The sequence below is a fragment of the Stenotrophomonas sp. P5_B8 genome (assembly GCF_054049855.1).
Genome location: NZ_JBFULO010000325.1, coordinates 1 through 4,595, shown reverse-complemented (window position 1 = coordinate 4,595; position 4,595 = coordinate 1). Strand labels below are relative to the sequence as shown.

Here is a 4,595-nt window from a genome sequence, read left to right as displayed (position 1 = left end):
CTACCGGGACGCACGCGCTATGCTGGGTGCGTCCGGTTTTGCAAGGCGCGCCATGTCCCGCTTCGCCAGTTTCCGCGAGTTCTATCCGTTCTATCTGGACGAGCACCGCAATGCGGTCTCGCGCCGGCTGCACGTTGTCGGCAGCTGCGCGGTGTTGTTGCTGGTGGCCGTCGCGATCGTGCGCGGCCAACCCGTCTGGCTGCTGGCAGCGCTGGCCTGCGGGTACGGGTTTGCCTGGGTGGGGCACTTTTTCTTCGAGAAAAACCGGCCGGCCACCTTCAAGCATCCCTTCTATTCTTTCGCCGGCGACTGGGTGATGTTCCGGGACATCCTCTGTGGCCGGATCCGGTTGTAATGGCAGCGTAGCCATGCCCGGGCCCGGCCCGGCATCAAAGGAGTGACGCGATGTTTCCGACCGTGCTGTTTTCGCTGGTGCTGGCCTTCGTGGCCGTGGTCATCCTGTTCAAGGCAGTGCGGATGGTGCCGCAGGGGTATGAGTGGACGGTGGAGCGTTTCGGGCGCTACACCCACACGATGTCGCCCGGCCTGCATTTCCTGATTCCCATCGTGTACGGGGTGGGGCGAAAGGTGAACATGATGGAGCAGGTGCTGGACGTGCCGGGCCAGGAGGTGATCACCAAGGACAACGCGGCGGTACGCGTGGACGGGGTGGTGTTCTTCCAGGTGCTGGATGCATCCAAGGCCGCCTACGAGGTGTCCGTGCTGGAGGTGGCGATGATCGCGCTGGTGCAGACCAACATCCGCACCGTGATCGGCTCGATGGACCTGGATGAATCGCTCAGCCAGCGTGAGGTGATCAACGCCAAGCTGCTGAACGTGGTCGACCATGCGACCAATCCGTGGGGCGTGAAGGTCAACCGGATCGAGATCCGCGACATCCAGCCGCCGCGCGATCTGCTCGATGCGATGGCGCGGCAGATGAAGGCCGAGCGCGAGAAGCGTGCGCAGATCCTGGAGGCGGAGGGCTCGCGGCAGTCGGAGATCCTGCGTGCCGAAGGCGAGAAGCAGGCCGCCGTGCTCGAGGCCGAGGGTCGCAAGGAAGCCGCCTTCCGCGATGCCGAGGCGCGCGAGCGTTCGGCCGAAGCCGAGGCCAATGCGACCCGCATGGTCTCCGAAGCCATCGCCCAGGGCGACGTGCAGGCGATCAACTACTTCATCGCGCAGAAGTACGTGGAGGCGTTCAAGGAACTGGCCACCTCGCCCAACCAGAAGCTGGTGCTGATGCCGATGGAGGCCAGCGGGGTGATCGGCTCGATCGCCGGCGTCGCCGAGCTGGCGCGCGAGGCCTTCGCCAAGCAGGAAGACAAGCGCACCACGCGCGGCGTGCCGCCGCGGGTCGGAGGCTGAGATGCGCTGGGAAGTCGTCGGCTGGGGCGCGCTGGCGCTGGTCCTGTTCGCGGCCGAGGCGCTGGCGCCAGGCGCCTTCATGTTGTGGATCGGGATCGGTGCCGCGGCGGTGTTCGTGCTGGTGGCGGTGTTTGCCGACATCCCGTTGCTGTGGCAGGTGGTGGCCTTCGTGCTGCTGTCGGTGGTGTCCATCCAGTGCTATCGGCGTTGGGGACGTTCGCATGGGCGGCAGAGCGATGCGCCGCTGTTGAACCGGCGCGCCGAGCAGTTGATCGGCCGGGTGGTGGTGATCGACCAGGACATCGTGGCGGGCAAGGGCCGGGCCAAGATCGACGACGCGTTCTGGGTGGTGGCTGGCCCGGATCTGCCTGCCGGCAGCCGGGTGCGGGTAGTGGCGGTGGAGGGGATGACGCTGAAGGTGCAGCAGGTCTGACGCAACGCCGCAGGCGTTGTGAAGTCGGTTCTGGGATAATCGAGGTCTTGCCTTCATTCCCCCGGAAAAACGGTCATGACCCAGAAGACGCTTCTCAACGAGACCCACCGCGCACTCGGCGCCAAGATGGTCGATTTCGGTGGCTGGGACATGCCCATCCATTACGGTTCGCAGCTGGACGAGCACCACCTGGTGCGCAGCGACGCCGGCATGTTCGACGTCAGCCACATGACCGTGGTGGATCTGCGCGGTGCGCAGGTCAAGCCGTTCCTGCGCAAGCTGCTGGCCAACTCGGTGGACAAGCTCAAGGCGACCGGCAAGGCGCTGTACTCGTGCATGCTCAATCCGCGCGGCGGGGTCATCGATGACCTGATCGTGTACTACCTGGCCGACGATTTCTTCCGCATGGTGGTCAATGCCTCCACCCGCGAGAAGGACCTGGCCTGGATCCGCGAGCAGGCTGCCGCGTTCGACGTGGCCGTCACCGAGCGCGAGGACCTGGCGATCATCGCCGTGCAGGGGCCGACCGCGCGCGAGCGGGTGATCGGGCTGGTGGGCGAGGGCGACCGCGCGGCACTGGAGAAGCTGGGCCGTTTCGCCGCGCTCGAGGCGACCGCCAGCAGCGGCGCGCCGTTGTTCGTGGCGCGCACCGGCTACACCGGTGAGGACGGGTTCGAGATCCTGCTGCCGCAGACCGAGGTGGTCGCATTCTGGAACGCGCTGGCCGCTGCCGGCGTGCGTCCGGCCGGGCTGGGCGCACGCGATACGCTGCGCCTGGAAGCCGGCATGAACCTGTATGGCCAGGACATGGACGAAGACATCACCCCGTACGAGGCCGCGCTGGCCTGGACGGTGGCGCTTGATGAGGGCCGTGATTTCATCGGCCGCGACGTGCTGGAAGCGCAGAAGGCGGCCGGCGATGCGCGTCAGCTGATCGGCCTGGTGATGGACGAGAAGGGCGTGCTGCGCCACGGCCAGGCGGTACTGACTGCCAGCGGACAGGGCGAGATCCTGTCCGGCACGTTCTCTCCGACGCTGGGCAAGGGCATCGCGTTCGCGCGGGTGCCGGCCGGTGAACTGGGCCTGGTGCACGTGGACATCCGCGGCAAGCAGGTGCCGGTGCGCGTGGTGAAGTTCCCGTTCGTGCGCGAGGGCCAGGCCCAGCCGGGCGTGCTGGCCGACGCCTGATGTTTTTGACGGCGCCGACCTGTCAGCGGTCGGCGCCGATGGTTACACTACCCCCGTTTCTTGACCCCTGAAATTCCTCGGAGCAGTCCCATGAGCGAGATCCCCGGCGACCTCAAATTCCTCAAGTCCCATGAGTGGGCACGTGTCGAAGGCAACGGCCGCGTCACCATCGGTATTTCCGACCACGCCCAGGGCCTGCTCGGTGACCTGGTCTACGTCGAACTGCCGGCGGTGGGCGACGAAGTGAAGGCTGGCCAGCAGGCGGCCGTGGTCGAGTCGGTCAAGGCCGCCTCGGACGTCTACAGCCCGGTCACCGGCACCGTGGTCGAAGTGAACGAAGCGCTGTCGGACAAGCCGGAAACCATCAACGAAGATGCCTACGGCGAAGGCTGGATCTACGTGGTGGAGTTCTCGGCCAACGACGAGTTGAACGATCTGCTCGGCCCGGACGAGTACGCCGAGCTGCTGGAAAACGACGAACATTGATCGTCGCCTGATCGAAGGAACGGCCGCCTGGTGCGGCCGTTTTTTTTTGCCCGCGCGGTGGCGCACGGCGGGCGACGTTGGTCGCCACGCCAGGTTTGGATCAACGTCGACGGCGCTGCCGTTATGTGTACGTGATGAAAAACCGGTGCGGCGCGCGCAAAGGATGATCCGGCAGGTACTCATGCGGAACGGTTGGGTCGACGTCGGCGTGGGTCATGAGGGTGCCTTTCGGTGTCCGCGCGCGCGCGTCGGGAACCGGCGCGGTGGTCGTACCCGGTGCGCGCGGCGCATCGGATCGGTACGAACCGAACGGTCGCGACGGTCTGAAAGTTTGCGCATTTGTGCAAATCCGATGGCAAAAAGCGATCGAGCATGTGAAAAGTTTTCGCGTCCGTTTGGGTGCCGTGTGGGTAGGCGTTCGGCCGTAAGCGCACGCACGCGCGGGTCAGGTGGTGCACATGCGCCGGGCGCGCGCTGAAAATACGAAAGTGCTTCTTTTAAGTGGTTTTCTTTTCGCATGTGCTGCGCGATGCACGTCGATGCGRTGCGTGCGGCGTGTCATGGCATGCCGCTGGCGGTGTTTGCAGCGGGGGTGGCGACGCCGTCGCGGGGACGCTCCATGTGAAATTTTTTCGCCCGGGTTGTTGACAGTGAAAAAAACCGTGATTAGGTTTCGCCACAGCAGACCTTGCTGCGAACAGAGTGAGCAGAATCGACATCCAGTCGCGAAGCACAACCTGGACATCCACCTCGCGTCCGAAGACGGTGGAGATGGCGTCGCTTCCCCCGGCGAACTCCAAGGCCCCTTCCCATTCGATACCTGCCCGGCCACCTGCGGTGGGTATCCCCGTATCCGTCACGACGCGCTTGACGCGACGGCGGTCCCCGCGATGTCGCACTGCGGGTTTGCTTTACCTGGGCGTTTCCACTCCATAGATCACTGACGAGGAGCCATCCCATGGCAACCAAGAAAGCTGCGAAGAAAAAGCCGGCCGCCAAAAAGGCCGTCAAGAAGGTAGCCAAGAAAGCCGCTGCCAAGAAGGTAGCCAAGAAGGCCGCTGCCAAGAAGACGGTGAAGAAGGCAGCCAAGAAGGCAACCGCCCGCAAGGCAGTGAAGAAG

5 protein-coding genes are annotated in these 4,595 nt (G+C 65.0%); all 5 read left to right on the top strand.

The features are described from left to right. Nucleotides 1-52: 52 nt before the first annotated feature. The 5 genes from ACXJKH_RS15540 to gcvH all read left to right on the top strand — a co-directional run bounded on the left by ACXJKH_RS15540 (nt 53) and on the right by gcvH (nt 3,475). Entirely contained in the window at nt 53-355 is a 303-nt protein-coding gene (locus ACXJKH_RS15540) for an Mpo1-like protein (RefSeq protein WP_457320616.1), read from the top strand. Nucleotides 356-405: 50 nt separating this feature from the next. Then, entirely contained in the window at nt 406-1,368 is a 963-nt protein-coding gene (locus ACXJKH_RS15535) for an SPFH domain-containing protein (RefSeq protein WP_457320614.1), read from the top strand. A gap of 1 nt (nt 1,369) precedes the next feature. Next, nucleotides 1,370-1,801, top strand: a complete 432-nt coding sequence (locus ACXJKH_RS15530; RefSeq protein WP_256776853.1) for an NfeD family protein — start codon at nt 1,370-1,372, stop codon at nt 1,799-1,801. Between the two features lie 75 nt (nt 1,802-1,876). Beyond that, nucleotides 1,877-2,989, top strand: a complete 1,113-nt coding sequence (gene gcvT, locus ACXJKH_RS15525; protein WP_256776852.1) for a glycine cleavage system aminomethyltransferase GcvT — start codon at nt 1,877-1,879, stop codon at nt 2,987-2,989. A gap of 90 nt (nt 2,990-3,079) precedes the next feature. After that, the gene (gene gcvH / locus ACXJKH_RS15520; protein WP_256776851.1) at nt 3,080-3,475 is read left to right on the top strand and encodes a glycine cleavage system protein GcvH; all 396 of its coding nucleotides are present in this window, start codon (nt 3,080-3,082) and stop codon (nt 3,473-3,475) included. Nucleotides 3,476-4,595: the final 1,120 nt, after the last annotated feature.